General features: G+C 63.3%; 28 protein-coding genes. 9 read left to right on the top strand and 19 right to left on the bottom strand.

Annotation, left to right across the window (positions count from 1 at the left end; translation table 11 throughout):
* Positions 1–4 precede the first annotated feature (4 nt).
* Positions 5–442 (bottom strand): cupin domain-containing protein, encoded by a 438-nt coding sequence (locus tag BLU15_RS28215; protein ID WP_090299894.1) that lies wholly within the window; start codon positions 440–442, stop codon positions 5–7.
* A complete protein-coding gene (gloB, locus tag BLU15_RS28210; RefSeq protein WP_090299893.1) occupies positions 442–1,212 on the bottom strand; it encodes a hydroxyacylglutathione hydrolase in 771 nt (256 codons plus the stop codon). The genes BLU15_RS28215 and gloB overlap by 1 nt, the downstream gene beginning before the upstream one ends.
* Before the next feature lie 81 nt (positions 1,213–1,293).
* Here gloB and BLU15_RS28205 point away from each other — a divergent pair, with 81 nt between their 5' ends.
* From BLU15_RS28205 to BLU15_RS28195, 3 genes are all read left to right on the top strand, one after another.
* Positions 1,294–2,058: a class I SAM-dependent methyltransferase gene (locus BLU15_RS28205; RefSeq protein ID WP_089044490.1), complete on the top strand. Its 765-nt coding sequence runs from the start codon at positions 1,294–1,296 to the stop codon at positions 2,056–2,058.
* Positions 2,059–2,204: 146 nt separating this feature from the next.
* Positions 2,205–3,311, top strand: coding sequence for a histidinol-phosphate transaminase (gene hisC, locus BLU15_RS28200; protein WP_034806587.1), 1,107 nt, complete (start codon positions 2,205–2,207; stop codon positions 3,309–3,311).
* Positions 3,311–4,234, top strand: coding sequence for a prephenate/arogenate dehydrogenase family protein (locus BLU15_RS28195; RefSeq protein WP_034806590.1), 924 nt, complete (start codon positions 3,311–3,313; stop codon positions 4,232–4,234). Before hisC ends, BLU15_RS28195 begins: the two co-directional genes overlap by 1 nt.
* Positions 4,235–4,296: 62 nt before the next feature.
* On the opposite strand, the gene BLU15_RS28190 is transcribed toward BLU15_RS28195, so the two are convergent.
* Positions 4,297–5,307: a DUF2125 domain-containing protein gene (locus BLU15_RS28190; RefSeq protein ID WP_090299891.1), complete on the bottom strand. Its 1,011-nt coding sequence runs from the start codon at positions 5,305–5,307 to the stop codon at positions 4,297–4,299.
* A gap of 202 nt (positions 5,308–5,509) precedes the next feature.
* Between BLU15_RS28190 and BLU15_RS28185 the strand changes: the two genes are divergently transcribed.
* Positions 5,510–6,061: a gamma-glutamylcyclotransferase gene (locus BLU15_RS28185; protein WP_060518502.1), complete on the top strand. Its 552-nt coding sequence runs from the start codon at positions 5,510–5,512 to the stop codon at positions 6,059–6,061.
* A 4-nt stretch (positions 6,062–6,065) separates the two neighbouring features.
* Here the strand turns inward: BLU15_RS28185 and BLU15_RS28180 are convergent, their stop codons facing one another.
* The 4 genes from BLU15_RS28180 to ftsE form a co-directional block, all read right to left on the bottom strand.
* Positions 6,066–6,857 (bottom strand): lysophospholipid acyltransferase family protein, encoded by a 792-nt coding sequence (locus tag BLU15_RS28180; RefSeq protein ID WP_060605800.1) that lies wholly within the window; start codon positions 6,855–6,857, stop codon positions 6,066–6,068.
* A gap of 135 nt (positions 6,858–6,992) precedes the next feature.
* Entirely contained in the window at positions 6,993–7,691 is a 699-nt protein-coding gene (locus tag BLU15_RS28175; RefSeq protein WP_060581207.1) for a YdcF family protein, read from the bottom strand.
* Between the two features lie 97 nt (positions 7,692–7,788).
* Positions 7,789–8,811 carry a cell division protein FtsX gene (locus tag BLU15_RS28170; RefSeq protein WP_162731776.1) on the bottom strand — a complete coding sequence of 341 codons (1,023 nt, stop codon included), beginning with the start codon at positions 8,809–8,811 and terminating at the stop codon, positions 7,789–7,791.
* On the bottom strand, positions 8,804–9,463 hold the full coding sequence (ftsE, locus tag BLU15_RS28165; protein ID WP_034806610.1) for a cell division ATP-binding protein FtsE: 660 nt from the start codon (positions 9,461–9,463) through the stop codon (positions 8,804–8,806). The genes BLU15_RS28170 and ftsE overlap by 8 nt, the downstream gene beginning before the upstream one ends.
* Before the next feature lie 307 nt (positions 9,464–9,770).
* Here ftsE and BLU15_RS28160 point away from each other — a divergent pair, with 307 nt between their 5' ends.
* The 3 genes from BLU15_RS28160 to BLU15_RS28150 all read left to right on the top strand — a co-directional run bounded on the left by BLU15_RS28160 (position 9,771) and on the right by BLU15_RS28150 (position 11,631).
* On the top strand, positions 9,771–10,439 hold the full coding sequence (locus BLU15_RS28160) for a hypothetical protein (protein ID WP_060518649.1): 669 nt from the start codon (positions 9,771–9,773) through the stop codon (positions 10,437–10,439).
* Positions 10,440–10,503: 64 nt separating this feature from the next.
* Positions 10,504–11,049 carry a hypoxanthine phosphoribosyltransferase gene (hpt, locus tag BLU15_RS28155; protein WP_034806612.1) on the top strand — a complete coding sequence of 182 codons (546 nt, stop codon included), beginning with the start codon at positions 10,504–10,506 and terminating at the stop codon, positions 11,047–11,049.
* A gap of 222 nt (positions 11,050–11,271) precedes the next feature.
* Positions 11,272–11,631 carry a response regulator gene (locus tag BLU15_RS28150; RefSeq protein WP_034806737.1) on the top strand — a complete coding sequence of 120 codons (360 nt, stop codon included), beginning with the start codon at positions 11,272–11,274 and terminating at the stop codon, positions 11,629–11,631.
* Between the two features lie 118 nt (positions 11,632–11,749).
* Here the strand turns inward: BLU15_RS28150 and BLU15_RS28145 are convergent, their stop codons facing one another.
* The 4 genes from BLU15_RS28145 to argH all read right to left on the bottom strand — a co-directional run bounded on the left by BLU15_RS28145 (position 11,750) and on the right by argH (position 17,674).
* Positions 11,750–14,410 carry a TIGR02302 family protein gene (locus BLU15_RS28145; RefSeq protein WP_090299887.1) on the bottom strand — a complete coding sequence of 887 codons (2,661 nt, stop codon included), beginning with the start codon at positions 14,408–14,410 and terminating at the stop codon, positions 11,750–11,752.
* A 206-nt stretch (positions 14,411–14,616) separates the two neighbouring features.
* Positions 14,617–15,885: a diaminopimelate decarboxylase gene (gene lysA / locus BLU15_RS28140; protein WP_090299921.1), complete on the bottom strand. Its 1,269-nt coding sequence runs from the start codon at positions 15,883–15,885 to the stop codon at positions 14,617–14,619.
* A gap of 72 nt (positions 15,886–15,957) precedes the next feature.
* On the bottom strand, positions 15,958–16,152 hold the full coding sequence (locus BLU15_RS28135; RefSeq protein WP_034806616.1) for an LPS translocon maturation chaperone LptM: 195 nt from the start codon (positions 16,150–16,152) through the stop codon (positions 15,958–15,960).
* A 118-nt stretch (positions 16,153–16,270) separates the two neighbouring features.
* Complete coding sequence (gene argH, locus BLU15_RS28130; RefSeq protein WP_090299885.1) at positions 16,271–17,674, bottom strand: argininosuccinate lyase; 1,404 nt, start codon at positions 17,672–17,674, stop codon at positions 16,271–16,273.
* A gap of 26 nt (positions 17,675–17,700) precedes the next feature.
* Here argH and BLU15_RS28125 point away from each other — a divergent pair, with 26 nt between their 5' ends.
* Positions 17,701–18,372, top strand: coding sequence for a thiol:disulfide interchange protein TlpA (locus tag BLU15_RS28125; protein WP_090299883.1), 672 nt, complete (start codon positions 17,701–17,703; stop codon positions 18,370–18,372).
* A gap of 69 nt (positions 18,373–18,441) precedes the next feature.
* Here BLU15_RS28125 and BLU15_RS28120 read toward each other — a convergent pair whose 3' ends face one another.
* The 7 genes from BLU15_RS28120 to BLU15_RS28090 form a co-directional block, all read right to left on the bottom strand.
* The gene (locus tag BLU15_RS28120) at positions 18,442–19,314 is read right to left on the bottom strand and encodes a 3-hydroxybutyryl-CoA dehydrogenase (protein ID WP_034806743.1); all 873 of its coding nucleotides are present in this window, start codon (positions 19,312–19,314) and stop codon (positions 18,442–18,444) included.
* 151 nt (positions 19,315–19,465) lie between these two features.
* Positions 19,466–20,395 (bottom strand): electron transfer flavoprotein subunit alpha/FixB family protein, encoded by a 930-nt coding sequence (locus BLU15_RS28115; RefSeq protein ID WP_090299881.1) that lies wholly within the window; start codon positions 20,393–20,395, stop codon positions 19,466–19,468.
* Positions 20,396–20,418: 23 nt separating this feature from the next.
* Positions 20,419–21,168, bottom strand: coding sequence for an electron transfer flavoprotein subunit beta/FixA family protein (locus tag BLU15_RS28110; RefSeq protein WP_060518495.1), 750 nt, complete (start codon positions 21,166–21,168; stop codon positions 20,419–20,421).
* A 285-nt stretch (positions 21,169–21,453) separates the two neighbouring features.
* Positions 21,454–22,251: a rhomboid family intramembrane serine protease gene (locus tag BLU15_RS28105; RefSeq protein ID WP_090299879.1), complete on the bottom strand. Its 798-nt coding sequence runs from the start codon at positions 22,249–22,251 to the stop codon at positions 21,454–21,456.
* Positions 22,252–22,328: 77 nt separating this feature from the next.
* Complete coding sequence (locus tag BLU15_RS28100) at positions 22,329–22,907, bottom strand: cob(I)yrinic acid a,c-diamide adenosyltransferase (protein WP_034797864.1); 579 nt, start codon at positions 22,905–22,907, stop codon at positions 22,329–22,331.
* 67 nt (positions 22,908–22,974) lie between these two features.
* On the bottom strand, positions 22,975–23,178 hold the full coding sequence (locus BLU15_RS28095; protein ID WP_034797863.1) for a twin transmembrane helix small protein: 204 nt from the start codon (positions 23,176–23,178) through the stop codon (positions 22,975–22,977).
* Positions 23,179–23,202: 24 nt separating this feature from the next.
* The gene (locus BLU15_RS28090; RefSeq protein WP_060584426.1) at positions 23,203–24,036 is read right to left on the bottom strand and encodes an SDR family oxidoreductase; all 834 of its coding nucleotides are present in this window, start codon (positions 24,034–24,036) and stop codon (positions 23,203–23,205) included.
* A gap of 181 nt (positions 24,037–24,217) precedes the next feature.
* Between BLU15_RS28090 and BLU15_RS28085 the strand changes: the two genes are divergently transcribed.
* Positions 24,218–25,126: a YihY/virulence factor BrkB family protein gene (locus BLU15_RS28085; protein WP_034797861.1), complete on the top strand. Its 909-nt coding sequence runs from the start codon at positions 24,218–24,220 to the stop codon at positions 25,124–25,126.
* On the opposite strand, the gene gluQRS is transcribed toward BLU15_RS28085, so the two are convergent.
* Complete coding sequence (gene gluQRS / locus BLU15_RS28080) at positions 25,115–25,996, bottom strand: tRNA glutamyl-Q(34) synthetase GluQRS (RefSeq protein WP_060609800.1); 882 nt, start codon at positions 25,994–25,996, stop codon at positions 25,115–25,117. The two genes, BLU15_RS28085 and gluQRS, sit on opposite strands and share 12 nt — an antisense overlap.
* Between the last annotated feature and the right edge of the window lie 39 nt (positions 25,997–26,035).

Genomic DNA, 26,035 nt, shown 5'->3' with positions numbered 1-26,035 from the left:
ATCGCTATCGGGTTGGCGGCTGCCAGTCGGGGGCTGCCATCTCGAAGGCGGCAAAATCGAAGGCCGGCGCGACCGTGCAGCCGACCAGCGTCCAATCGCCGAGCGAGGCAGCCGACTGCCACCAGTTGGCCGGCACCACGCCCTGCGGCCGCTCACCGTCCCGGATGTCGGGCCCAAGCCGCAACGTCTCGGCGGGCTTCCCGTCCTCGGCAATGCTGAGTTCGAGTGGCGCGCCGGCGTGGTAGTGCCAGATCTCGACGGCGTCGCGGACGCGGTGCCAGTGCGAACGGTCGTCACGCTCAAGCAGATAATAGATCGCCGTCGAATGACCCCGCGGGCCGCCGGCCGTGTCACGGAAGGTCTCGATGTACCAGCCGCCCTCCGGATGGCGTGTGAGGCCGAGCGCCTCGATGACCTCTTCCGCCGTCTGTGCTTCAGCCATCAGAAGTTATCCTTCCGCTTGCGGATTTCCGCAAAGACCGCGGCATCGTCGGCATCTCGCAGGCCGAGATGGGCGCGAATGCCGGGATCGGCGGCGCGCAGGAACGGGTTCGTACGCTTCTCCAGGCCGATTGTCGTCGGCGCGGTGAAGCCGCCGTCGCAGCGGATTTCCTCGATCTCGGCAGCGCGCGCCTTGAGTTCGGCATTGTCGGGATCGACCGTGACCGCGAAGCGGGCATTGGAGAGCGTGTATTCGTGGCCGAAATAGACGGTCGTGTCGTCCGGCAAGGCCATCAGCCGGCTGAGAGACTGCCACATGGTCGCCGGCGTCCCCTCGAACAGACGGCCGCAGCCGAGCGCAAAAAGCGTGTCGGCGGCAAAGAGCAGCTTGTCCTGTGGAAAATGGAAGCAGATATGGCCGGCGGTATGGCCGGGTGTTTCGATCACCTCGACGTTGCGGCCCGCAAACTCGAAGCGTTCGCCATGACGCACCGTCTTGTCGAGGCCCGGAATTTTCGCGGCCTCGTTGAACGGACCGATGATGATGGCGCCGAAGCGGGCTTTCAACGCGTCATTGGCCGCGACGTGGTCGCCATGATGGTGCGTCGTGAGAATATGGGTGAGCGTCCAGCCGCGGCGTTCCAGCGCCTCCAGGATTGGCGGCTCCTCGGGCGCGTCGATCGAGGCGGTCAGGCCGCTTTCGGGGTCGTGGATCAGCACGCCGAAATTGTCGGTGCGGCAGAGGAAAAGATCGAGTTCGAGCGCGGCCATGGCAGGTCCTCCGGTCAGGAGAGGGGAGATGCTGCCGAATGTAGCGAGCCTTACCTTGAAGTCTACCGCTTCGAAGCTAACATGTTGCGAATGCATACCGATATTGTCGACCTTCGCGAATTCTATCACTCCGAGCTTGGCCGGATGGCGGAGCAATCCGTCACCATGGCGCTTTCGTCCGTCTGGGCGCGGCTGCCGGACGAGCGGCTGGTCGGCCTCGGCTATGCCGTTCCCTATCTCGAGCGGTTCCGCAAGGACACGGAGCGCACCTTCGCCTTCATGCCTGCGGGCCAGGGCGCGGTGAACTGGCCGGTTGCCGAGCTTTCCTCGACGGCGCTGGTGTTCGACGAGGAATTGCCGCTGCCGGACGCATCGATCGACCGGGTGCTGATGGTGCATTCGCTGGAATTTGCCGAAAGTCCGCGCGAGACGATGAAGGAGATCTGGCGGGTGCTGGCGCCGGGCGGCCGGCTCGTGATCGTCGTGCCCAATCGACGCGGCGTCTGGGCACGCATGGAGCATACGCCCTTCGGCTCCGGCCGACCCTATTCGCGCGGGCAGCTGACGGCGCTGTTGCGCGAGACCAACTTCACGCCGGGGGCTACGGCCGACGCGCTGTTCTTCCCGCCGTCGAAGCTCCGGGCGATCCTGCGGCTGCGCCGAGGCTTTGAGCGGCTCGGCCGCTGGCTCTGGCCAGTGTTCTCAGGCGTCATCGTCGTCGAGGCGCAGAAGCGGCTTTACCAGGGGCTACCGGTTGCAGCGCGTGCGTCCCGCCGTGTCTTCGTGCCGGTGTTGGCGCCGCAGGGCGTGCCGAGCACACGCGAACGGCCACGCCTCACCCGATAAGGCGCTGCGTACAGGCGGCGGACCCTCGACAAAAGCCGCTTGCGCCGGTAATGGCTTGACCTCTTTTCCTGCCTATAGCGCCCCGCGCCTCCCAAGGCGCGACAAAGGTCGCTGTGGCACCTTGATGGCCATAGAAAGCTGACCCGATGAGCCTTGCTTCGAAGAGCCCTGAGCCGCGTCCCGGCATCCTTGACATTGCCGCCTATGTGCCAGGCAAGGAGCATGCGCCGGGTGTCGCCAAGGTGCATAAGCTCTCGTCGAACGAAACGCCGCTCGGTGCCAGCCCGAAGGCGATAGAAGCCTTCCAGGCGATGGCCTTCAATCTGGAGCGCTATCCGGACGGCCAGGCGCGGGCGCTGCGGGAGGCGATCGGGGCCGTTCACGGGCTCAATCCGGCAAACATCATGTGCGGCAACGGCTCGGACGAATTGCTCGGGTTGCTGTGCCACACCTATCTCGGCCCCGGCGACGAAGGCATCATCACCGAGCACGGTTTCCTGGTCTACAAGATCCAGATCCTGGCGGCCGGTGCGACGCCCGTAACCGTCGAGGAAAAGGATGCGCGCGTCGATGTGGACGCCATCCTTTCCGCGGTCACCGAGCGGACCAAGATGGTCTTTCTCGCCAATCCCGCCAATCCGACCGGCACCTATATCCCGGTCGACGAAGTCCGCCGGCTGCATGCGGGCCTGCCCGAGGGCGTGCTCCTGGTGCTCGACGCCGCCTATGCCGAATATGTGCGCCGCAACGACTATGCCGCCGGTCTTGAGCTCGTCTCGGCCAGCCGCAACGTGGTAATGACCCGCACCTTCTCGAAGATCTATGGTCTTGCCGGCCTGCGCATCGGCTGGATGTATGCGCCGCCGGAAGTGATCGACGCGGTCGACCGTGTCCGCGGGCCGTTCAATCTCAGTGCGCCTTCCATTGCGGCGGGTGCGGCGGCGATACGCGATCAGGCTTTCGTCGCAACGGCGGTCGATCACAATCTCACCTGGCTTGCCCGCGTTGCCGAAGCGCTCGAGGCGATCGGGCTCCGCATCACGCCGTCGGTCACGAATTTCGTGCTGATCCATTTCCCCGACGAGGCCGGCAAGCGGGCGGAGGAGGCCGATGAGTTCCTGACCCGCCGCGGCTATATCCTCAGGGCAGTCCGCAGCTACGGCTTCCCGAATGCGTTGCGCATGACCATCGGCTCCGCGGAAGCCAACGAGGGCGTCATCGCGGCGCTGACCGAATTCATGGGACGGAAATAATGGCTCAGCAGTTTGAAACGATCGCCCTCATCGGCATTGGTCTGATCGGCTCGTCGATCGCGCGCGAAATCCGCGAGAAGCAACTCGCCGGCACGCTCGTGGTCTCCACGCGCAGCGAGGCGACGCTGAAGCGGACGCAGGAACTCGGGCTCGGCGATCGCTATACGCTGTCGGCCGCCGACGCCGTTCGCGACGCGGATCTCGTTATCGTCTCGGTGCCGGTCGGCGCGTCCGGTGCCGTTGCCGCCGAGATCTCAGCCCATCTGAAGCCAGGCGCCATCGTCACCGACGTTGGTTCGACCAAGGGTTCGGTGATCGCACAGATGGCGCCGCACTTGCCCGAGAACGTGCATTTCGTGCCGGGGCACCCGATCGCCGGTACCGAGCATTCCGGCCCGGATGCCGGCTTCGTCGGCCTCTTCCGCGGCCGCTGGTGCATCCTGACGCCGCCCCCTGGCGCGGATGAGGAAGCGGTGGCGCGGCTGCGGCTTTTCTGGGAGACGCTCGGCTCGATGGTCGAGGAGATGGACGCCGAACACCACGACAAGGTGCTGGCAATCGTTTCGCACCTGCCGCACATCATCGCCTACAACATCGTCGGCACGGCTGATGATCTCGAGACCGTTACCGAATCCGAAGTCATTAAATATTCGGCTTCGGGCTTCCGCGACTTCACGCGTCTGGCGGCATCCGACCCGACCATGTGGCGCGACGTCTGCCTGCATAACAAGGATGCGATCCTGGAGATGCTGGCGCGGTTTTCGGAAGATCTCGCCTACCTCCAGCGGGCGATCCGCTGGGGCGACGGCGACAAGCTGTTCGATCTCTTTACCCGCACCCGGGCCATTCGCCGCTCGATCATTCAGGCCGGCCAGGACACGGCGATGCCGGACTTCGGTCGCCATGCCATGGATCAGAAATAGCCTGAGCAGATCAAGGAAGACCGTGGAGCGGTCTTCCTTCCTATGAGGCGTATGATCGTAGCCTAGAGGGTCGGCAGGACGCCGATCGGGATGAAGGCGAGGAATGCCGTGCCGTCGCGCACGTTGAGCTTCACGGTCGCCTCGTTCTTGCCGTTGGCGAGAGCCTTCAGCATGTTGGCGGTGTTGTCGACGAGGTTGGCATCATCCGGGATCAGGGTGACCAGATTGGCGCGCCAGGCCTCGATATTGGTCATCGTCAGCGAGAACTCGCCAGAAATCAGTCCCTGATCATTGACCGAGAACGGCCCGGAAAGCTTGGCGTTCATGCCTGAGCCGAGGTCGAGGGTGAGCTGTCGCAGCTCGCCCTTGCTGCCGCGAAACATCTCAGGCGTCGGCGGGGTTGTCATCCATCCGGCCCGGTCGGTGAAGGTCAGGTCGGCGGCGACGGTCGCCGGCGGTGCGAGGCTCGGGCCTTCCTCGGGCCGAACGTCCAGTTTGTCGACGCTCAAGGCGGCGTCGAGATCCGCGCCGTTCTGGCGCAGGTGCAATTCGCCGTGGCTGGCGCCGAAGCCAAATCCGTCGCCTTCAAGCGGCAATCGCAACCGGCCCGTCAGGTTGTCGTAGGTTAGCGACGTGCGGTCAACGCCGGACAGGGTCGCGCGCACGCTCGCATGCAGCAACGTCCAGTCGGCGAAGATGTTGAGGCCGGGGGAAGCCCGGATCTCGGCCGGGCCGTCAAGCTCGATCACCGCATGGCCCGGCTGGTAGACCTGGGCAGCGGTCCTCAGCGCTCCGAACGAGGCCGAGGTGCCGTTGCGGGTGTCGTCCAGATGGACCTTGTCGCAGAAGAGGCCGATGCGGAACGGGAAGCCGCGCACGTCCATGTTGGTGCATTCGCCGCCGAGGCCGGCCGCCTGTCCTTCAGCGAGGCGGGTCGCAAACCGCTTCTCGATCTGGTCGGCGGCGAGAAACCAGCCGGCCGAATAAACGCCTGTGACAAGCACGATGCCTGCCAGGAGCCAGCGGAATTTCCGGCTGACCGGCGATGGGTTGGAGACTGCGGTGGCCGACATGGGCGGGGGTACCTCACTCAAAACAGGATGGAGGCTGCCTTTCGGGTGGCGCCATCGATCCGCAAAACTATTCTTTCCTTCGGCCGCAGGAGGACGACCTTGTCTCTTTCGTGCCGGGATGCTGTGCCGTAGAAACCGAAAATGGCTCACCGTCCCACGCGACCGATCGTGATTCGGCAGTGAGAACAGCAGCGCGGGTTGAATGACAGTGGATATGGACGAATTTTGGGTCTTTGGCTACGGCTCGCTGATGTGGAACCCGGGCTTTGCCTTCGAGGAGAAGCTCACGGCACGTGCCTTCGGTTTTCGCCGCTCACTCTGCGTGCATTCCTGGGTTCACCGTGGCACCGAACAGCGGCCGGGGCTGGTGCTTGGGCTCGACCGCGGCGGCTCCTGCATCGGGACGGCGTTTCGCGTCCAGCGCGGGCAGCAGGCGGATGTCGTCGATTATCTGCGCGAGCGTGAACTGGTGACCCACGTCTACAAGGAACGCACCATGCCGGTGCTGCTTGCCGACGGCCGACGCGTTCCGGCGCTCGCCTACGTCATCGACCGCGCCCACGTCCAGTATGCGGGCTCGCTGACCACCACGGAGGCGGCCGGAATCGTCGCGGTTTCGACGGGAAAATCCGGGCCGAACAGCGAATACGTGTTCAACACGCTCGCCCATCTCAAGGAGATGGGCATCCGCGATCACTGGCTGGAAGAGGTGGTCGGATTGCTGCGGCAGGCGCCGCGTTCAGCCCGGGCCTGAAGGCTCAGGCCCGGCCTTCTGCCTTCAGTTCCTTCAGCCGCTGCTCGGCGGTCGGCGGCAGTGGCAGGTGCGGATTGGCCTTCACGGTTTCGACGAGCAACTCGTCGCTCGCCCTCTCGGTTACCTCGACGAGCTTCGCCAGGAAAGCGTCCGGGTCCATGCCGGCCTCGATGGGCGGCAGGATGCGAACCTTGAAGTGGCCGGGAAAGCGCAGGAACTTGCGGCGCGGCCAGAAGAGGCCGGGATGCATGGCGACCGGCACCACCGGCACGCTGAGGTCGCGGTAGAGGCGGGCGATGCCGTATTTGTATTCCGGCGGAGCGCCCGGCGGGCGACGCGTGCCTTCCGGGTAGATGATGAGCTCGCGGCCGGTTGCCATTTCCTGCTTGGTGCGGTCCATCACGCCGGTCATCGCCTTGCCGCGGGCCGCGCGATTTACCGGAACCATGCGTTGCTTGAGCACATACCAGCCGAAGAGCGGGATCCAGGTGAGCTCGCGCTTCAGGATATAAAAGGGATCGCTGAGCCAGGGGAGCAGCGCATAGGCATCCCAGAAGGACTGGTGTTTGGGAGCGAAGATATAGGGAACCTCGGGGATATTCTCCAAGCCTTCGATCTCGAAGGTCGTGCCGACCATCTTTTCCATGAGCCAGTGGTTGCTGCGTACCCAGTTCTTCGGCACGAACCACGCCTTCTTGCGCGGCAGCAGGAAGTAGATCGGGGTCAGCACGATCATCTGCACGATCAGATTGGCGTAGAACACCATGTTGAAAAGGATCGAACGCAAGACGATCATCAGGCACGCTCTCACAGGTGAGGTCTCAAGGGGACCGGCGTCTTTGAGCCGGTTGATCGCTGCCTACACGATTAAGTGCTGAAGGAAAACTGCTCTGTTTCACTTTGCAGTGGCGAAGGCTGTTCCTGCCGGCCCTTATTCTTCGGCGGGCGTCGCGCGCGATGCGTCGGTGCGCAGGCCGCTGGTCGGGCGGGCGCCGGCGAAGTCGCGTATCGAAGCCACCGTATACTTGCCGAATTCCAGAAGGATCGACTTCAGCACCATCGGATTGCGCAGCCAGTTTGTGGTCTTCAGATCGGAGTTGACGACCGGGTAGGGGATGAACTCCGTTTCCGGCCGGGCGCGGCGCAGTTCCAGGAGGCTGCGCGGCATGTGATAGTTGTTGGTGACGACGAGCACGCTCGCATAGCCGCGATCATGGATCCATTGCGCCGCTTCCGTGGCATTTCCGATGGTATCGATCGCCTCATGGCCGATGTCGACGCAGCACTTGAAAAGGTCGGCCGAGCTCTGGGTGTTGCGGCGGATCTGGCTGCCTGTGGTCGTTGGGTGAACCCCGGAGATCAGCAGGCGCTTGCCGGCGCCACCCTTCAGAAGATCGACCGCCTGGTCGATGCGCTGGAAACCGCCGGTCAGGACCACGATCGCATCGGCCTTCGGATGACCCGGCGGCTGCAGGGAGGCGACCGTGTCGGCAAAGTTCAGGAAGGCGGCGATCAGGATTGCCAGCGGCAGGAGCAGGACGAAGAAGGTTCGGCGGAGGATTTTGCGCAGGAGACTGCGGGACCGCCGGCGATCGTCGGCTTGCCCGTGCCATTTATCTCCTCCGGCCATTCCGTTCCCGCGTAGCTCTCGCGCCATCATGATTCTCTTCACATAGCCGCAGATTGCGGCAAGGAATAGATCGAGTGGCGGCGAAACATCAGGCGGCTCAGCTTTGGTAGAGGTCGGTACGGCCGGGGTCCGAGCGGATGAGGTCGATTTCGTAGATCGTGCGGGTAACCGTCAGCCGCGCCGTAACGGTCGTCAGGATGGCGATGACGACGATGATCGCGGCAATGCCGAGATAGCCACCATAGCCGATGGTGAAGGTACCGAAGAGGGCGGTGGCCTGGTCTGTCTCGGGGGTCGCCAAGGTCCGTGACTGCCAGAAACCCGCGATCGCAAAGAAAAGTGCTGCGAGCAGACCGCCGGCGCCGGCGCCCTTGAGGCTGATCCTGAGGAAGTGCTTCTGGAATTCCGACGCGACGAAGCCGGCTTCGGCACCGACGAAATGCAGCACCTCGACGATATGGCGATTGCCCGACAGCGCGCCGCGCGTTGCGAAGACCACTGTCAGCACCATGGCGGAAAAGACCAAGGTCAGCACGCCGGTGCCGATCATGGCCGTGGTGTTGGCCATGGCGACCAGCCGGTCGACCCAGGTGCGATGGTCATCGAGGAAAGCCTGCGGGATTATTTCTGTCAGCGCCTTGCGCATGGCCGCAAAGTCCGGCGGGTTGCTTTCGTCGATGGTGATGATGACGAGGCGCGGCACGGGCAATTCGTCAAGATCGAGGCCTTCGCCGAGCCAGGGTTCGAGCAGGCGGGCGGTGGCGGCCCGGTCGACGATCTTGCCGTCCGTCGTGCCACTGAAGGTCAGCGCCAGGTCGCGGGCATCCGCCAGCGCCTTTTCCATGTCGAGATTGTCGTCGGGCTTGATCTGGATGGTGATCTCGCGGGAGATCTGCGATTGCCAGCTCTGGGCCGTGGCTCGCACCATGCTGACGCCGCCGAGCGTCAGGCAGGCGAGGAACGACATGATGGCGATGACGCACATCAGCGCATGGCCCGACACATTGCTCGACGGCACGATCGGGCCGGTCGGGCGCACGCGCATTTCCGTCCGGCGCTGTTGTGCCTCCGGTGCCTGTTCGGGCACATCCTTTTGGTGTTTCGTGCGGCTGTCACTCATAGATGTCGAGCCGCCCTTGCGAAAGGATCATGCGCCGCGCCTCCACCTGGTCCATCAGCGACAGATCGTGGGTGGCGATCACGACCGCCGTGCCGAGCCGGTTGAGCTCGAGGAAAAGATTGAGCAGGCGCCTTGCCATCGGCGGATCGACGTTGCCGGTCGGCTCGTCGGCAAGCAGGATCTCCGGCCGGTCGATCAGCGCCCGAGCGATGGCGGCGCGCTGTTTTTCACCGCCGGAAAGGACCGGTGGCAGCACGTTGATGCGCTCGCCGAGACCCACCCATTTCAAAAGCTCCAGCACGTCTGCACGGTAGCTCGTCTCCTCCTTGCCGCGCACGCGCAACGGCAGCGCGACGTTCTCGTAGGTGGTGAGATGATCGAGCAGGCGAAAGTCCTGGAAGACGATGCCGACGCGCCGGCGCAGCATCGGGAATTCTTCGCGCGGGATCGACGAAATGTTGCGGTCGAACATCCGGATCAGGCCGCGTGTCGGCTGCAGCGAGAGGAAAAGAAGCCGCAGCAACGTGGTCTTGCCGGCGCCCGACGGACCCGTCAGGAACTGGAATGAACGGCGTGGAATGTCGAAGGTCAGGTCCCGGAGGATTTCCGGTCCCATGCCATAGCGCAGTCCGACGTTCTCAAAGTGAATCAAGCGGCAGCCCAGTCTCTCTCACGGCCCTGCAACCGACGGCCGGTTCCGGTCCTCCGCGCATAGGACGACCAGCCAAGAAAGGCAAAACCGCCAGCGGAATCATGGTTAAGTGACGGTTAATTTTTCATGAAAAGGCGCCGCTTTCGCGACGTCTTTCCGAAACATTAACCATTCCGGTTTACGTGTCGGAGAGATTTGATGCAATGCCTAGTTCTTGCACCGCATGAGGCTTGGCATTGCCCGAGGGTTTCGCAGACAAACTGGCCGCCTGCGGCCGTGTTCTCTTGCGGGACAGGAGGAAATGATCATGCAGGCATTCCGGACCAAATCCGCCAGCAACAACGCCGATACAGATTTCCTGCCGCCCGAGCGCGGCGGACGCGACGGGGCTTCAGCGCCGAGGCGCGCCGACTATGTGGATGCGGAATTCGAGGTGATATCCGCTTCGTCGCGCCGCACGCCCTATCCTGTTTTCAACGACAATGCACAAACGGGCAGCCGCAGGCGGCCGACGCTGACGGTCGTGGAGCAGGAGCCGTCGCTCGGCGCTCGATTGTTGCGTCTTGCCGAGACGCGGCTGCGCGACATGCCGGCACGCCGCTTTGCCGGGATGGTCGCGGGCGTTGCGCTTGCTTCCTTCCTGGCGATCGTCGGCTTTGCCGGCGATGGACAGGCCGACGTCCAGCCGCTGACGATATCGGGGATCAAGAGTGGGCTCGACTACTCCGGCGGCATGCGTGTGCTGTCCGTCTATGGTTCGATCGACAATCGCTCCGATATCGAGCAGCGATTGCCGCTCGTCGTGGTGGAGATTGCCGCCAACGGGCGCAAGGTCACGACGACACGGGTGATGCCCGAGGGTGCTGCCGTCGCGCCCGGTGAGAGCCGTCATTTCATGACGAGACTGCCCTATGCGGGTGGAAAAATGCCGGATGTGACGGTTTCCTTCGCCGAAAACGGTGTTTCGGCCCGCTGATTGTGCTAAGCGGCGCCAAAGGGAAGGCTTAAGGTCTTCCGGATGAAACGCTGGAGAAGCCTTGATGCCCGTTGTTCGCGGTAAGAATATCGAACCTCTCTATACGGCCGAAACCATCGCTGCCCGCAACAGCGAGCTCGCCGGAATGATCGTCAACGGCCCGCACAAGGATCTGCTGGTGATCGCGGTGCTCAAGGGATCGTTCATCTTCGCGGCCGATCTGATCCGCTCGATGCATACGGCCGGTCTGGCACCGGAAGTCGAGTTCATCACGCTGTCGAGCTACGGCACCGGCACCGTTTCGCAGGGCGTCAAGATCACCAAGGATATCGACAGCGACGTGCATGGGCGCGACGTTCTGCTGATCGACGACATTCTCGAATCCGGCCGCACGCTGCGTTTCGCCAAGGAACTGATGTACGAGCGCGGCGCCCGCAACGTCACGATCGCCGTGCTGCTCGACAAGCGGGTCAAGCGCAAGGTCGAACTCGAGGCGGATTATGTCGGCTTCGAATGCCCCGATCACTTCGTCGTCGGCTACGGCATGGACGTCGCCTATGCCTTCCGCGAGCTGCCTTTTGTCGGTGTTGTCACCGGCGACGCCGAGTAAATGTCTCGATTTGGGGCATGCGCCCTGAAATCCAGTCGTTCAGCGTTTACGGAACACAAACGAAAAACTGGTTGTTTTGGTGCGTGCCGCAGTGATTCTCGACGGGGATCGGCGGCGCTGCAGCGCCAGTGTGTCTCCCGATGATCCACGCCCGCTGTACTTTTGGATCAGGTGCGGGTGCCGGCGTGAACGCCGGACTCGGAAGCGAACGCGGAGGCCATGATGGCGAAGATCCTGATTACCGAGGACGAGGATGCATTGCGTTCCTTCGTTGCGCGGGCCCTGAGGCTCGACGGCCACGAGACGGTCGAAGCGGGCGATGGGGCCGATGGCCTTGCCTGCCTGGAGGCCGAGGCGTTCGACCTTCTCCTCTCCGATATCCGTATGCCCGTGATGGACGGCATCGAGCTGACGCACCAGGCGTCGGCGGCCTTTCCGGCCATGAAGATCCTGCTGATGACCGGCTATGCCGAGCAGCGCGAGCGGGCTGACGATCTCACCGACAAGATCGTCGACGTCATCTCCAAGCCCTTCTCCCTTCCCGATATCCGCAAGGCAGTCGCGCTGGCGCTGGCCGCCTGACGGCCAGACCTGCCGGCCCACAGCAACAGGACTGCGACCCGGCGCATCGATTGGATGCGACGGGAGCCGTTGTCATGTTCTGCCGTGATGAGGCAAAGGGCTCAGCCGGGCGCTCGGCTCAGCGCATGTCGAGCAGGCGTTCGAGGTACTGGCGCTCCTGCTCCGGCGACAGGCTGTCGCCCAGCCTGCGGCGAATCTCGTCAAGGATTTGTCGGGCGCGCTGAGAATCGATCTCGTCTGGAACCTTGACCTGGTCGCCGAAATTCGGGCCGAGATTCTGTTGCCGCCTTCCCAAAGGATCGCGGCCGTTTTGACCGTATTGCGGAACACCCATGCCAGGGCCGCCCTGACCTTGGCCCTGCATCTGGTTCATCATATCCTGGGCGCCTTGGCGCAGGGCCTGTAGCGCGCGGCCCTGATTGCCGACGGCTTGTTCGCCCTGGCCCTTGCCGAGCGCGCCGGAAGCGCCGTCCATTTCGCGCTTGGCTTCGCCGAAGCCCTTGCCGGGCTTGATGCCCATGCTTTCCAGGCCCTTGTTCAGCTCACCGAGCTGTTTTCCGAGCGCGTCCTGCTGCTCTTTCAGCTGTTTCAGTGCATCCTTGAGCTGTTCGGCGGTCATGTTGTCGAGCGGGTTGGGCTGACCATTCGGATCGCCCTGCTGACCTGGGTCCTGCGGCATTTCCTGACCGAAGAGCTCGTTGTCTTCGCCCTGCAGCGGGTCGCCCCGCTGCATCCGGTCACGCAGGGCCTGGTCGAACTTGAAGGTCTCGTCCATCAACTGCTGCTGTTGCTGCATCAGCTTGCCGAGCTTGTCCATCTGCTGGCGCATGGCGTCGTTCTGTTCGCCCATCTGCTGCTGGCTGCGGCCAGCCTGCAGGTTGTTCATCATGCGCTGCAGTTCCGAGAGCATCTGCTGTGCCTGATCGCGCGCGCCCGAGCGCGCCAGATTCTCGATCTGGTTCATCATCTTCTCGAGGTCCTGCTGGCGCAGGATGTTGTTCGGGTCGAGCTTGCCGGTCATGCGTGGATTTTTCATCGCCTGCTCGGCGAGCGCCTGCATGTATTCCTGCATCGCCTGGCGCAGTTCCTGCATCAGCTTGGCGATTTCCTGGTCCGAAGCGTTGCGCTCCAAGGCGTCCGACAGCGCCTGCTGGGCTTCGCGCAGGCGGCGCTCGGCAAGCGACAGGTCGCCGTCCTCGATGCCGAGCGCGATCTCCCAGAGGTATCCGGCGGCATCGCGCAACATGTCGTCGTTATAGGCGAGCGCCATCCGGGTGCGCGCCGATTTCAACAGCAGGAAATGAGTGAGGTTCGGGATCCAGTCCTCGGCAAGCGAGGTGACGGCGTCGTTGAGGTCGATGGCGCGCGGCAGGTCGTTGGCATTGAGCGCGAAAACCTGACGCTGTTCGGCGACGGCGCCGGCGAGCGGCTGCGAGAACTGGCGGGCAGGCAGGATCATGTCGTGCGGCGGGCTGCGGCCTTCCTGTCCGGCAGCATCCCGGGCGACGAGCGTCACCGCTACCCGCTTGCCGGCGAGCGGATGCTCGCTGAGGTTTCGGCTGGTCGTGCCCTTTGCCTCGCGCGCGTTACGGCGCGGCAGATCGAGCCGGTATTCCGGTAGCGGATAGAGCGCGCGGGCCCCTTCTGCCGGTTCGTCGAGCGGCTTGATCTCCGCCCAGGCCTGGGCGATGCCGTAATCGTCGTTGGCCGTAAACGTGATTTCGAGCGCCGCGTTGATGGTCGGATGGGGGATTCCGTCAAAGGCGATCTGAGGCACGCCGTCCGGGGTGATCTTGAACGCCCAGCGCTGGCTGCCGACGATAAGTTCGCCATCCTTGACGACCTTGTAGACGTGGTTGCGCACGGCATTCGGACTGCGTGCCGGCTCCGTTGCAACCATTTCGGCGACCTTCGGGCCGGCATCGTCCACTTTCGGCTTGCTCTGCTTTTCCTCGGCCTTTTCGCCGGCCACCGGAATGGCGATCGGTTTGCTCCCGCCGGTTTCCGCGTAGCGCACTGGCGCGTCCGCACCGGCGCCGGTGATCCGTACGGTGATGTCGCTGAACTGCGGGATGGTGATCGCCGCGGCGTCTTCATTCACGGCAGCGGCGGCTTCCGGCTTGCCCGTCAGAAAGATTGGCGCCCGCCCGGTATAGGGCGGCGGCGTTACCCAGGCATCGACGCGGATATTGGCAGCTTCGATCGACGTCTGCGGCAGCCGGAACGCATCGCTCAGCAATCCGGCGCGGTTGGAATAGGAATAGGCAAAGGCGACGCAAGCGAGCAGCACAGGCACGGCCCTGAGCGCGAAGGGATCGTGCCTGGCGATATCGGGCCGCGGCAGGCCAGTCTCGAGGGTGCCGATCATGCGTGCCATGCGCGCCTGGTGTTCGCGCCAGAGCGCCTCGCCCAGAGGGGTGTCGGTCGCGGGGCGATCGTCCTGGACGCGGATGGCCTGATGCGGCAGCGCATTGCGCTCTTCGAGCATGCGATCGGCATCGGCATTACCGGGAAGCCGCAACCGGCTGAGCGGTACGAGAGAGGCGAGGAAGGTTAGCGCAAAGGCAAAGAGCGCCACCGCATGCAGCCAGAAAGGTGCAGCGCGAAAGAAGCCGAGCCAGGCGAAGGCAAGAAACAGAAGGGCGATCGCACCGGGCAGAAGGATACGCGGCAGGACCTGCTCGGCGACCAGCACCGCGCGCGCCAGCCATCTCTTCAGCGCCAGAGTTCTCGAAAACGGCTTCGGTTGTGGCGTTTCATCCTGCCGGAATTGCGTCATCCGCCCAAGTTTCCTTTCGGTCGCCCATCAACGCTTGTGGCTGACCCAATGTAGTGAGGCGACGGCCGAGCTCAAAAATGCACGCAACTTCGCCTATCCCGCTTGCGTTCAGGATACCATCGTTTGTGGCGAAGACGAGGGCGCAAACACAATCGTGATCGGCCGGGCGGCCGATCCACAGATTGTCGTTGTCATGCCCGGACGGGTCAGTCGAGCCAGTCCGGCACCGAATCGAGACCGATCAACGCGTCATAGTCCTGACGCGGGCGAACGACGTGGAAACGGTCGCCCTTGACCAGAACTTCCGGGATCAGGAGGCGTGAATTGTAGGTGCTGGCCTGCACGGCGCCGTAGGCGCCGGCCGAGCTGATGGCAAAGAGATCGCCAGGCTTCGGCATCGCCATCTCGCGGTCGAGCGCCAGATAGTCGCCGGTTTCGCAGACCGGGCCCACGACGTCGGCGCGGATGCGCGGCGCGTTGGCGGCGGAGATGCGGACCGGGCGGATCTCGTGATAGGCCTCATAGAGGGTCGGGCGGATGAGATCGTTCATCGCACCGTCGACGATGACGAAGGTCTTGTCGCCACCGTCCTTCACGTAGATGACTTCGGTCACCAGAATGCCGGCATTGCCGACGATCAGCCGGCCCGGTTCGGTGACGATCTTGCAGCCGAGCGACTGCAGCTGGTTCTTGACGATTTCCGCATAGGCGTCCGGCAGCGGGGGCGGATTGTTGTCGTCCTTGTAGGGAATGCCGAGGCCGCCGCCGATGTCGACATGATCGATCGAGTGGCCGTCGGAGCGCAGCGTATCGACCAGTTCGCGCAGCAGCTTGAAGGCGTCGTCGAAGGGCTGAAGTTCGGTGATCTGGCTGCCGATATGCATGTCGATGCCGGTCACCTCAATGCCGGGCAGCGTTGCGGCATGGGCGTAGACCGCGCGGGCGCGCTCCCAGGAAATGCCGAACTTGTTTTCCTTCTTGCCCGTGGAAATCTTGGAATGGGTCTTCGCGTCAACATCAGGGTTGATGCGGAAGGACACATGGGCGCGCTTGCCGGCGCGAACGGCGCGCTGGTTCAGGACCTCAAGTTCCGGCTCGGACTCGACGTTGAAGCAGTAGATGCCGGCTTCCAGTGCGAGATCCATTTCCAGCGGCGTCTTGCCGACGCCGGAGAACATGATGCGGTTTGCCGGGATGCCGGCCGCCAGCGCCCGGCGCAGCTCACCGCCGGAGACCACGTCGACGCCGGCGCCAAGGCGGCCGAGCGTCTTCAGTACCGCCTGGTTCGAGTTGGCCTTCATCGCATAGCAAACCATCGCATCCACATCGGCGAAAGCCTTGGAGAACACCGTATAGTGGCGCTCGAGTGTGGCGGTCGAGTAGCAGTAGAAGGGTGTGCCGACGGCGCGGGCGATATCGGTCACCGGCACATCTTCGGCGTAGAGAATTCCGTCGCGGTATTGAAAATGGTTCACGTCACGCAGCTCGACTTTGAGCAATTCCAGGAAAGTGCGAAGCGGCTTCCGTTCGGAATTGCGTAATTTCTACTAGAGGAGGGGATCGAGCAGGAACGAACGCTCGTCTGCTTTTTCCTTCTGCTCGACAGTTCCTGCCGGCGCCTTGGTGTTGATCGGCGCGGTCGAGCCGGGGCGATCGAGGTCGCCCTTGCGTCCACAACCGACAAGAACCAGCCCGGGGATCGCCAGCAGAAGTGCAAGCCGGGCCGCCTTCGTGAATGTCATCGTGATTTTCCTTCGCGGGAACTGATGCAGGTGCGATGTCTTACCGATTTTTCAGGCACTTGTGCACCCTGTTTCTGCGGGCGAAGAGCCGCCCGCAGCGGGCTTACCTGCGGATGCCTTAGTTGCGGGCGCGCCACCAGGCGATCTGCTTGCGAACCTCGTTGGGCGCCGTGCCGCCGAAGGAGGTACGGCTGGCCACGGAGGCTTCGACTGTCAGGACATCGAAGATCTTCTCGGTGATGTCGGCGTGGATCGACTGCAGGTCGGCAAGCGAAAGATCGGCGAGGTCGCAGCCCTTCTGTTCGGCAAGCGCCACGGCGCGGCCGGTCACATGGTGGGCGTCGCGGAAGGGCAGGCCCGCCTCACGCACCAACCAGTCGGCAAGATCGGTCGCGGTCGAATAGCCCGAGCCGGCGGCGGCCTTCATGCGATCGCTACGGATGGTCATGTCACGAACCATGCCGGTCATGGCGGCGATCGCCAGCTCGAGGCTTTCGGCTGAGTCGAAGACCTGTTCCTTGTCTTCCTGCATGTCCTTGGAATAGGCGAGCGGCAGACCCTTCATGACCGTGAGCAGCGCGATCAACGAACCGTTGATGCGGCCGGTCTTGGCGCGCACCAGTTCAGCGGCGTCGGGATTCTTCTTCTGCGGCATGATCGAGGAGCCGGTCGAAAATGCATCCGACAGGCGGATGAAGCCGAACTGCGGCGTCGACCAGATGACGATCTCTTCGGCCAGCCGCGACAGGTGCGTGGCAGTGATCGAGGCCATCGACAGGAATTCGAGCGCGAAGTCGCGGTCCGATACCGTGTCGATCGAGTTGCGGGTCGGGCCGGCAAAGCCGAGCGCCTTGGCGGTCATGTGACGGTCGATCGGGAAGCCGGTACCGGCAAGGGCGGCGGCGCCTATCGGGCTCTCGTCCATGTGCTCGATGGCGTGACGCACGCGCGAGCGGTCGCGGCCGAACATCTCGACATAGGCCATGCAGTGATGGCCGAAGGTGACGGGCTGCGCGGTCTGCAGATGGGTGAAGCCGGGCATGACGGTATCTGCATGTTCCTCGGCGCGGTCGAGGAAGGCGGCGATCAGCGCCGTCAGCGCTTTCTCGGTGCGCTGCAGCTCTTCCTTGACCCAGAGGCGGAAGTCGAGCGCCACCTGATCGTTGCGCGAGCGGGCGGTGTGGAGGCGGCCGGCAGCCGGACCGATCAGGGTCGCGAGCCGGGCCTCGATGTTCATGTGGATGTCTTCGAGGCGGCGCGAGAACTCGAACGCACCACTTTCGATCTCTGACAGGATCGTGTTCAGGCCGTGAACGATCTTGTCTTTGTCGTCGGCCGAAATGATGCCTTGATGCGCCAGCATCGTCGCATGCGCTATTGAGCCGCGGATGTCCTGGGCATAGAGCTTCTTGTCGAAGCCGATCGAGGCATTTATTTCCTCCATGATCGCGTCCGGACCCGAGGCAAAGCGACCGCCCCACATCTGGTTGGAGGATTTCGTCTCGGAATTGCCGTCAGCCATGAAGAATGCCCGCCTTGGAGAATGAAATGCCCGACCAGAAGAAATCCCCCCCGGCCGTGAAACTGTTCGCGCTCGCCGCCCTGTTCGGCGTGATCGTCGGTGCGGCAGCGGTATACGTGAAGGAGACCGGGTCTGGCAATGGTGAGGCAACCGAAACGGCCTCCGCCAGTTGCCCGCTGACCTCGGCCAAGGTCGCTGCGCTGACACCCTTCATGAAGGGGCAGGTTGCCGCGATGTCGCCGGCGGCGTCGCCGCGGCCGATCGCGCTCGACTTCAACGGTCCGGACGGCAAGTCGACCAATGTCTCGGCCTTTGCCGGCAAAACGCTGCTCGTCAATCTCTGGGCGACGTGGTGCGTTCCCTGCCGCGAGGAAATGCCGGCCTTGAACGCCCTGCAGAAGTCGCTCGGCAGCGACAAGTTCGAAGTGGTGGCGATCAACATCGACGTCGGCGACGACGAGAAGCCGAAGGCTTTCCTCGACGAGACGGCCGTGCACGAGCTTGGCTATTATCGCGACGCCTCGATGGGCGTGTTCAACAACATGAAGAAGGAAGGCCTGGCCTTCGGCCTGCCGGCAACCCTGCTGCTCGACGACAAGGGCTGCCTGATCGGCTCGATGAACGGCCCGGCCGCCTGGGACAGCGACGACGCCAAGGCGCTGATCAGCGCGGCGCTTGCTCCTGCTGCGGGAAGCTGAAGGAGACTAGATCTGGACAAAGAAAAACCCGGCGGATCGCCGGGTTTTTCTTGTCAAATGCTGACGGAATTAGCGGGTGGGAACCGGCACTTCGCCGCGATAATCGTAGAAGCCGCGTCCGGACTTGCGGCCGAGCCAGCCGGCTTCGACATATTTCACCAGCAGCGGGCAGGGGCGATACTTCGAGTCCGCAAGGCCGTCATAGAGCACCTGCATGATCGACAGGCAGGTGTCGAGGCCGATGAAGTCGGCAAGCTGCAGCGGGCCCATGGGATGGTTGGCGCCGAGCTTCATGGCGGTATCGATCGCCTCGACACTGCCGACGCCTTCATAAAGCGTATAGATCGCCTCGTTGATCATCGGCAGCAGAATGCGGTTGACGATGAAGGCCGGAAAATCTTCGGCGACCGTCACGGTCTTGTCGAGCGTCGCGACGAATTCCTTGGCGGTCTTGAAGGTCTGTTCGTCCGTGGCGATGCCGCGCACGAGCTCGACCAGCTTCATCACCGGAACCGGGTTCATGAAGTGGATGCCCATGAAGTGCTCAGGGCGATCGGTGGCGGAGGCCAGGCGCGTGATCGACAGGGACGAGGTATTCGTCGCGAGAATCGCTTCCGGCTTCAGGATCGGACAAACCTGACCGTAGATCTTGCGCTTGATCGTTTCGTCTTCGGTGACGGCTTCAATCACAAGATCGGCCTGGGACAGGTCGTTGATATCGGAAGAGCCCTTGATCAGGGCAAGGGCTGCCTTGCGGGCCTCGTCGGTCATCTTGCCGGAGGAGACCTGACGGGCAAGGTTGCCGTTGACGGTTGCAAGGCCCGCTTCGATCCGTTCGGCGGCCAGATCATAGATCTGCACCTTGTATCCGGCGATTGCCGAAACATGTGCGATGCCACAGCCCATTTGCCCGGCACCAATAATTCCGACCGTCTTGATCATCGCGGCGAACATCCATCTTCAAGGGTTGGCGGCAAGGCCGCCATCAGACACGCAAACCGGGCCGGTTTGGCCGGCCCGGTAGATTGTTAATGCCAAGTCCCCGCTTTTGCCAGCCCTTTTCATGGGTGCGGAGGGTGGCATCGATTTGGGCTTACAGCGCCTTCTGCAACTCCGGCAGAGCGTCGAAGAGATCGGCAACCAGGCCGTAGTCGGCGACCTGGAAGATCGGCGCCTCTTCGTCCTTGTTGATGGCGACGATGACCTTCGAGTCCTTCATGCCGGCGAGGTGCTGGATGGCACCGGAAATGCCGCAGGCGATGTAGAGATCGGGGGCAACGACCTTGCCGGTCTGGCCGACCTGCCAGTCGTTCGGCGCGTAACCGGCATCAACCGCAGCGCGCGAAGCGCCGACGGCAGCGCCGAGCTTGTCGGCCACCGGCAGGATCACTTCCTGGAACTTTTCCGACGAGCCGAGCGCACGACCGCCCGAGATGATGATCTTGGCAGACGTCAGCTCCGGGCGGTCGGACGACGACAGGGCGTCGGCGACGAAGGAGGAAACGCCGGGGTTGGCGGCAGCCGAAACGCTCTCGATCGCAGCCGAACCGCCTTCAGGGGCGGACGCGAAGGAAGCGGTGCGCACGGTGATGACGCGCTTGGCTTCGGTCGTCTGTACGGTCTGGATGGCGTTGCCGGCATAGATCGGACGCAGATAAGTATCGGACGAGACGACTTCGATGATTTCCGAGACCTGGGAAACGTCGAGCAGGGCTGCAACGCGCGGCATGACGTTCTTGCCGACCGAGGTGGCGGCTGCAACGATGGTGTCGTAGTTGCCGGCGAGCGAGACGATCAGAGCAGCGAGCGGCTCTGCAAGATTGTTGGCAAGCGAGGTGTCGTCGGCGACGAGCACCTTGGCAACGCCGGCGAGCTTGGCGGCCTGTTCGGCTGCCACCTTGGCGCCGGCGCCGGCAACGAGGATGTGAATGTCGCCGCCGATCTTGGAGGCAGCACTCAGCGCCTTGGCGGTCTGGTCGGAAAGGTGGTTGCTGTCGTGGTCAGCCAGAAGAAGAATGGCCATGATGATATCTCCCTTTGCTGAACTTAGAGCACGCCGGCTTCGGTTTTGAGCTTTTCGACCAGCTCGGCGACCGACTTGACCTTGATGCCGGCCTTGCGGCCCGACGGCTCCTCGGTCTTCAGCACCTTGAGGCGGGCAGCGGTGTCGACGCCGAAGTCGGCCGGCGACTTCTTGTCGAGCGGCTTCTTCTTTGCCTTCATGATGTTCGGCAGCGAGGCGTAGCGCGGCTCGTTCAGGCGCAGGTCGGTGGTGACGACGGCCGGCAGCTTGATGTCGATGGTCTGCAGGCCACCGTCGACTTCGCGGGTGACGGTTGCCTTGCCATCGCCGATTTCGACCTTGGAGGCAAAGGTGCCTTGCGCCCAGCCGAGCAGGGCGGACAGCATCTGGCCGGTCTGGTTCGAATCGTCGTCGATTGCCTGCTTGCCGACGATGATCAGGCCCGGCTGTTCAGCCTCGGCCACACCCTTGACGATCTTGGCGACGGCGAGCGGCTCGACCTGGTCTTCGGTCTCAACCAGGATGGCGCGGTCGGCCCCCATGGCGAGCGCGGTGCGCAGCGTCTCTTCGGCCTTGGCCGGACCGACGGATACGACGACGACTTCCTCGGCCTTGCCGGCTTCCTTCAGCCTGAGCGCTTCTTCGACCGAGATTTCGTCGAAGGGGTTCATCGACATCTTCACGTTCGCAAGTTCGACGCCCGAACCGTCTGCCTTCACCCGGATCTTGACGTTGTAGTCAACCACCCGCTTCACCGTCACAAGTATTTTCATGGATTCTTCCCTCCAAGAGCTTTCGCAGGAAAATGCGCCTTAACGGAGCCGCCTGATTGTCGGTTGGCGACATCGATACGCGTTTTTTCTCCAATTACAATCGCTGTGCATGGCGCTAAATCGATATAATCCCGAGAATTGGAATTACGTTTACGTACACGTAAGAATGATCGATGGCAAGTGGCTTGGGGCCTGATGCAGCACTGTCCCGGCAGGGCCGGGCGCGCTTCAGGCAAGCCATTGAAATAACGGATCATCCTCGTTGAAGGTTGGCGATTGCCGGTGTCAGGATCCGGGCTGGCGTCCCCAGGGAACGGGCGGTCTTGTCGCATCTGACGACGGCAGTTGGCTTGCGGTGACCGGTTCGGCCTTGTGCCGGACGGCGCGCGGCGTGACGATCGTGCGGTCGAAAAGCGGCACATCGCGGCGTCGCAAAATGACAACCAGAACCAGGCCCGCGACGATGCCGCCGACATGGGCGCTCCAGGACACGCCGCTGCCGGGATCGACGACCAGCATGAAGAACTGCTGGCCGATCCAGAAGGCAAGCGGGATGGCCGCGGGCAAGGGCAGCGGGATGCGGAAGAAGACAAGCACCCAGACGCGCACCTTCGGGTGCAGCAGGAAATAGGCGGCAACGACGCCGGAGATCGCGCCCGATGCGCCGATCAACGGCGCCTCGGAGGCCGGGTCGAGAAGCCCATGCGCCAGTGCGCCTGCAGCCGCGCAGAGAAGATAGAAGGCGAGATAGCGGAAGTGCCCGAGCGCATCCTCGACATTGTCGCCGAACACCCAGAGGAACAGCATGTTCATGGCGAGGTGCATGAAGTCGCCATGCAGGAAGGAATAGGTGACGAAGGTGAAGCCGTCGGGGACGACGACGAGCGAGGGATCAAGCTGCGCGTAGTCGAAAATGAGCGCCGGGATATAGCCGAAGCCCAGCAGCGCGGCGTTGGTGAATTGCTCGGAGGCAATCGGTCCGGTGATCAGCCAGACGGCAATGTTGATGACGATCAGGCTGATCGTGACGTACTGGACCTTGATGTGCTTCAGGGTGTTCGTATCGTGAAGCGGTATGAACATGCGGTCTCCCGAAGCACAGGTTATTGCCCGTTTCTCCCGCCGAATCTCGATCGGGCGCGACGATGCGCGAGCCGACGTTATCTGTTTTTTCCGGGAATCCAAAGGACGTCGGCTTGACCTTTGTCATTTGCAAAGCGCGCCGCGACGAACAGGAAATCCGACAGGCGATTGATATAGGCGATGGCTTCCGTGCTGACGACTTCACCCTCGATCTGGGCAAGGGCCACCACCTGGCGTTCCGCACGGCGTGCGACCGTGCGGGCGACGTGGAGGGCTGCGGAGGCGGGGCTTCCGGCCGGAAGCACGAAGGAGCGCAAGGGATCAAGTTCGGTATTCAGCCGGTCGATTTCGGTTTCGAGCCAGGTCACCTGCGCTGCGACGATGCGCAGCGGTTCGTATTGCGGCGGCTCGCCGGTGTCGGGTGTTGCGAGATCCGCGCCGAGATCGAAGAGATCGTTCTGGATCCGCATCAGTGCGGCGTCGAGATCGACGTTGCCGGCCGTATGCTGCCGAGCCAGGCCGACGAAGGCATTGGTTTCGTCCACTGCGCCATAAGCATCGACGCGCAGATCGCTCTTCAGCCGGCGCGGGCCGGAGACGAGCCCGGTGGTGCCGTTGTCACCCGTCCGGGTATAGATCTTGTTGAGCTTCACCATGGGCGGACGCAGTCCTCTAGCGCAATTTCAGGAACGGTGTGGAACGGTTGTCCGTTCGGAATTTGCGTCAGGTCGGACGGCCGCCGCCGGTGATCCAAAGGGTCACCATGATGAGCACGATCGCGATTGCCTGCAACAGCACACGCGCCTGCATCAACTTGTTGGACGTGTTGCCGCTGCCACCCTTTGCCATGTTCACGAGGCCGCGGATCAAAACGATCACGACCAGGCCCATGACGAACAGGGTCAAGCCGGTAAAGAAGCTGGACATCGAACTCTTCCTTGCAATTCTGCTTCAGCCAAGTCGGCCGATGATGCGATAAAACAGTGCCGCCGGCAGGAGCTTCTTCAGAAGCGCGCCCTGTCTGGCTGGCCTTGTTACAATATAGTGCGGTTTCGGTTTCTTTGCTGTCAGTGCGTGCTTCAAAACCGCATAAACCGCCTCCGGGCCGAGCTTTCCGGCCGCGGGTTTGCTTTCGCCTTTCAGGCGTCGCATCTGCCGCTCGTATTCGACGCGGTGCACCGAATTCTTGAGGTCGATGAAGCGCTCGATATAGGTGACGGCATTGGCGGTGAATTTCGATGTGATCGGCCCTGGCTCGATCAGGCTCACCTCGATACCGCTGCCGGCCAGCTCCATCTTGAGGGTGAGGGACAGGCCCTCGATCGCAAACTTGGAGGCGTTGTAGGCGCCGCGCCAGCGATAGGGCACGATGCCGAGGATGGAAGAGCACTGCACGATGCGGCCGCTGCCGCGCGCCCGCATCGCGGGGATCACCCGCCGCGTCAGGTCGTGCCAGCCAATCACGTTGGTCTCGAGCTGGAGCCTCAGCGCCTCGGTCGGCAGATCCTCGACCGCACCCGCCTGGCCATAGGCGCCGTTGTTGAACAGCGCGTCGATGCGCCCGCCGGAGAGCGCCAGCACCGTATCGGCCAGGGCAGCGATGCTCTCCGGCTTGGTGTAGTCCATCAGAAAGGTCTCGATGCCCTCGCTTTCAAGCGATTGCCGGTCCTCTTCCCGGCGCACGGTCGCAAACACCCGCCAGCCGTCGGCATGAAGCGCGCGTGCGCAATGGGCGCCGATTCCGGAGGAGCATCCGGTGACAATGATTGTGGGGCGATCCGTCATCCGGTCGAATCCTGTAGAAATCCTGCCTCGGTTTCCCATATTCATCGGCGGGATACAATTGAATTGCGCAAGCCGGAACCCGCCAGCGTTGTCGCCGTTGGGGTCATGCGAAGCCAAGGAAACGGCGCCGAGACGGACGTACTGATCGGGTAGTCCCGGCGCCTCGTAGGATTGGAATGGAATGCCAGCGTTTATACGCATCACCTGGAAAGTCGTGTTCGATGCGCTCTGGCACTTCAGCCTCGACGACGGTTGGGCGATGGCGAGCCATGTGGCGCTGTCGTCGCTGCTCGCCGTCTTTCCCTTCCTGATTTTCGGCACGGCGCTCGGCAGCTTTCTCGGGGCCGACCAGTTTGCCGAAACGGCGGTGCATCTGATTTTCGATGCCTGGCCGGAATCGATCGCCAAGCCCATCGCCGACGAAATCGTGCGGGTGCTGACGATCCCGCGCGGTGGGCTCTTGACCGTTTCGGTGCTGGCCGCCGCCTATTTCGCCTCCAACGGCGTCGAGGCGCTGCGCGTCTCGCTCAATCGCGCCTATCGAGTGACCGAGAGCCGCTACTGGTACGTCACTCGGCTTGCGAGCCTCGGCTTCGTGCTTGCCGGCGTCCTGATCCTGGCCGCACTCAGCATTCTGCTCGTCGCCGTGCCCCTGGCGGTGCGTTATGCCGGACAGTGGCTCCCCTGGCTTGGTGGCGTGCTTGCGACCGTCGACAACTGGAGCCTGCCGCTCGCTCTCGTCGTGCTGACCAGCGGATTGCTCGTGTCCCATCTCTGGCTGCCGGATGGGCACCGTAAAGTGATCGACGTTTTGCCGGGCATCGCGCTGACGCTCGTTTGCTGGACGATCGGCGCTTATGCCTTTGCTTCGTACCTCGCGACCTTCGCCACCTATGTGTCTACCTATGCTGGCCTGGCGTCGATCATGATCGTGCTGGTGTTTCTCTACATGATCGCTGCAATCTTCATCATCGGCGCCGAGATCAATGCGGCGATCCTCAAATACAGGGTCAAGAGCATGGTGCGGCGCAGCTTCCAGCTGCGCAATGGCAACGACGCGGCCCGCGAGGAGCAGGACCTAGCCGATTAGCGCGCGGATTTCCTCCGCTGTGCGACCGGCGGCGCGGAAAGCGGCGATGCCGGTATCCTGGTTGCTCTTCGACAGCTTGCGCCCATCCGGGCCGAGGATCAGCCGGTGATGGTGATAGAGCGGTTCCGGCAGATCGAGAAGCCGCTGCAGCAGCCGGTGCACGGATGTCGCATGATAGAGGTCGCGGCCGCGCACCACATGGGTGATGCCCTGCAACGCGTCGTCGACGACGACGGATAGATGGTAGCTTGACGGCGCATCGGAGCGCGACAGGATCACGTCGCCCCAGGCGGCGGGGTCGGCGATGATGGTGCCGGTTTCGTCCTCAGGACCATGGCCGCTCTCGGCCCAGCTCAGGTGGTCTTTTCCCAAAAGCGCGATGGCCTTCTCCATGTCGAGCCGCCAGGCATAGGCCTTGCCGCCCGCGCTGAGAGCCGCGCGCTCGGTTTGGGGCAATTCCCGCTCACGGCCGGGATAGAGCGGGCTGCCGTCCGGATCGCGCGGCCAGGTCTGGCCGCCGGCTTCCGCATCGGCAACGGCGGCCTTGATTTCGCCGCGGGTCATGACCGAGGGGTAGATGACACCCAGCATGTCCAGCCGTTGAAGCGCCGACGCGTAGGCGTCGAGATGTTCCGATTGCCGGCGCACCGGGCGCTCCCAGTCGAGGCCGAGCCAGGCAAGGTCTTCGAAGATCGCCGCCTCGAATTCCGGGCGGCAGCGGGTCTGGTCGATATCCTCGATGCGCAGCAGGAAACGCCCGTTCGCGGCCTTCGCCATGTCATGGTTCAGCACCGCGGAAAGCGCGTGGCCGAGATGGAGCAGCCCGTTGGGGCTCGGGGCAAAACGGAAAACGGGTGGCGTGTCAGGCATGCTTTCCCTTTGCCATGGAAGGGGTATAAAAATCATCCG

The organism is Ensifer sp. YR511 (assembly GCF_900103045.1).
In the GTDB taxonomy this organism is placed as follows: Bacteria; Pseudomonadota; Alphaproteobacteria; order Rhizobiales; family Rhizobiaceae; genus Ensifer; species Ensifer adhaerens.
The sequence above is the reverse complement of the archived record's forward strand: the minus strand, read 5'-3'. Positions and strand labels throughout refer to the sequence as shown.

Bases quoted from the DNA above. Each gene is read 5' to 3' on its own strand.
- BLU15_RS28085 (WP_034797861.1), top strand. From the start codon at position 24,218: ATGCCAGCGTTTATACGCATCACCTGGAAAGTCGTGTTCGATGCGCTC.
- BLU15_RS28110 (WP_060518495.1), bottom strand. From the start codon at position 21,168: ATGAAAATACTTGTGACGGTGAAGCGGGTGGTTGACTACAACGTCAAG.
- BLU15_RS28120 (WP_034806743.1), bottom strand. From the start codon at position 19,314: ATGATCAAGACGGTCGGAATTATTGGTGCCGGGCAAATGGGCTGTGGC.
- BLU15_RS28180 (WP_060605800.1), bottom strand. From the start codon at position 6,857: ATGATCGTCTTGCGTTCGATCCTTTTCAACATGGTGTTCTACGCCAAT.
- BLU15_RS28105 (WP_090299879.1), bottom strand. From the start codon at position 22,251: ATGTTCATACCGCTTCACGATACGAACACCCTGAAGCACATCAAGGTC.
- BLU15_RS28190 (WP_090299891.1), bottom strand. From the start codon at position 5,307: ATGTCGGCCACCGCAGTCTCCAACCCATCGCCGGTCAGCCGGAAATTC.
- BLU15_RS28090 (WP_060584426.1), bottom strand. From the start codon at position 24,036: ATGACGGATCGCCCCACAATCATTGTCACCGGATGCTCCTCCGGAATC.
- BLU15_RS28145 (WP_090299887.1), bottom strand. From the start codon at position 14,410: ATGACGCAATTCCGGCAGGATGAAACGCCACAACCGAAGCCGTTTTCG.
- BLU15_RS28205 (WP_089044490.1), top strand. From the start codon at position 1,294: ATGTTGCGAATGCATACCGATATTGTCGACCTTCGCGAATTCTATCAC.
- BLU15_RS28125 (WP_090299883.1), top strand. From the start codon at position 17,701: ATGCCCGACCAGAAGAAATCCCCCCCGGCCGTGAAACTGTTCGCGCTC.
- gloB (WP_090299893.1), bottom strand. From the start codon at position 1,212: ATGGCCGCGCTCGAACTCGATCTTTTCCTCTGCCGCACCGACAATTTC.
- BLU15_RS28115 (WP_090299881.1), bottom strand. From the start codon at position 20,395: ATGGCCATTCTTCTTCTGGCTGACCACGACAGCAACCACCTTTCCGAC.
- BLU15_RS28135 (WP_034806616.1), bottom strand. From the start codon at position 16,152: ATGACATTCACGAAGGCGGCCCGGCTTGCACTTCTGCTGGCGATCCCC.
- BLU15_RS28185 (WP_060518502.1), top strand. From the start codon at position 5,510: ATGACAGTGGATATGGACGAATTTTGGGTCTTTGGCTACGGCTCGCTG.
- hisC (WP_034806587.1), top strand. From the start codon at position 2,205: ATGAGCCTTGCTTCGAAGAGCCCTGAGCCGCGTCCCGGCATCCTTGAC.
- argH (WP_090299885.1), bottom strand. From the start codon at position 17,674: ATGGCTGACGGCAATTCCGAGACGAAATCCTCCAACCAGATGTGGGGC.
- hpt (WP_034806612.1), top strand. From the start codon at position 10,504: ATGCCCGTTGTTCGCGGTAAGAATATCGAACCTCTCTATACGGCCGAA.
- BLU15_RS28160 (WP_060518649.1), top strand. From the start codon at position 9,771: ATGCAGGCATTCCGGACCAAATCCGCCAGCAACAACGCCGATACAGAT.
- BLU15_RS28100 (WP_034797864.1), bottom strand. From the start codon at position 22,907: ATGGTGAAGCTCAACAAGATCTATACCCGGACGGGTGACAACGGCACC.
- BLU15_RS28170 (WP_162731776.1), bottom strand. From the start codon at position 8,811: ATGAGTGACAGCCGCACGAAACACCAAAAGGATGTGCCCGAACAGGCA.
- BLU15_RS28095 (WP_034797863.1), bottom strand. From the start codon at position 23,178: ATGTCCAGCTTCTTTACCGGCTTGACCCTGTTCGTCATGGGCCTGGTC.
- BLU15_RS28175 (WP_060581207.1), bottom strand. From the start codon at position 7,691: ATGGCCGGAGGAGATAAATGGCACGGGCAAGCCGACGATCGCCGGCGG.
- BLU15_RS28195 (WP_034806590.1), top strand. From the start codon at position 3,311: ATGGCTCAGCAGTTTGAAACGATCGCCCTCATCGGCATTGGTCTGATC.
- BLU15_RS28215 (WP_090299894.1), bottom strand. From the start codon at position 442: ATGGCTGAAGCACAGACGGCGGAAGAGGTCATCGAGGCGCTCGGCCTC.
- gluQRS (WP_060609800.1), bottom strand. From the start codon at position 25,996: ATGCCTGACACGCCACCCGTTTTCCGTTTTGCCCCGAGCCCCAACGGG.
- BLU15_RS28150 (WP_034806737.1), top strand. From the start codon at position 11,272: ATGGCGAAGATCCTGATTACCGAGGACGAGGATGCATTGCGTTCCTTC.